This is a genomic window from Oleiphilus sp. HI0128, assembly GCF_001635365.1.
The window spans coordinates 1-911 of the sequence record NZ_LWGG01000247.1 but is presented as its reverse complement, the minus strand read 5'-3'; the positions used below and the strand labels follow the sequence as shown (position 1 = coordinate 911).

Here is a 911-nt window from a genome sequence, read left to right as displayed (position 1 = left end):
GCTAAACCAGCTAGGAACAGAGGCGTGCAGGAGTAAGCGACGAGTGCTATTCCGTTCGCGGCAAACTCATCATGGCCACTGCCATAGTTGCGAGACATCCAGTCAATCATAAAGCCAATAAAGTAAATGCCCGCGACCATGGCGACATAAGTCAAAATACTGAGCGTCATTGCACTCGATTGAGAAAGGTAAACTAACTGACCTTCACCCACTTGCCAACCATATTGAGTGGTTGAAATGTAGGCGCATACTGGGGCAATCAAGGCGAGAAGGCAGATATAGGCGGCCATCTTAAGCGGGCTTGAATGTTCTTTTCTTATTGATTCCCACTCTTCATCGGGGTGTGTGAACATTCCAGGGACATGACTTAATAACATACGGTAAACCTCTATTGATCATTATTGTTTTTTAGGAGTTACTGCGCTGTCTATTTCTTAGACAGTTTTATTATAGGCCAGTCAGGGTTCAGAAGCTTAGATCTCTTTGCACTTAAAAAACGACGTGTACTTCCCCTTTGTTCTTATGAACTCCGCTTTTGAGTGAGCGTAGGAAGGCTTACACTTTGCGAAACAGATAATCATCCATATAACTTTCACCTCGTTGAATGGAGGCGAAATGCTCGAGTTCCAGGTGCTCGTTTATATTTCTGAGTTCACCTGGCTCTAGGCAGAAGCGACGGGAAAAGCCGTTTTTCTCATGATGGGTGAGGTTAAAGGTGCTCAAAAGTAACTTTCCACCGGGGCGTAACAGTGCGATGAACAGGGGCCAATAATGAGGCGCTGGTTTAAAGTGCGTCATCACGATGTTATCAAACGTCTCTAGCTCGTTTAGTTGTTCTGGGTGATCGAGGTCTAAGGTATAAGTGCTTACTTCTAGGTTTTTCTCTTGTGCGAAGGTGTTCAGTCGATCCA

General features: G+C 45.1%; 2 protein-coding genes. Both read right to left on the bottom strand.

What is annotated here, in order from left to right:
* On the bottom strand, window positions 1–377 hold a 377-nt coding region (locus tag A3763_RS03290; RefSeq protein WP_156494867.1), incomplete at its 3' end, for a Yip1 family protein.
* A gap of 178 nt (window positions 378–555) precedes the next feature.
* A partial coding sequence (locus A3763_RS28005) for a hypothetical protein (protein ID WP_197482728.1) occupies window positions 556–911 on the bottom strand: 356 nt, incomplete at its 5' end.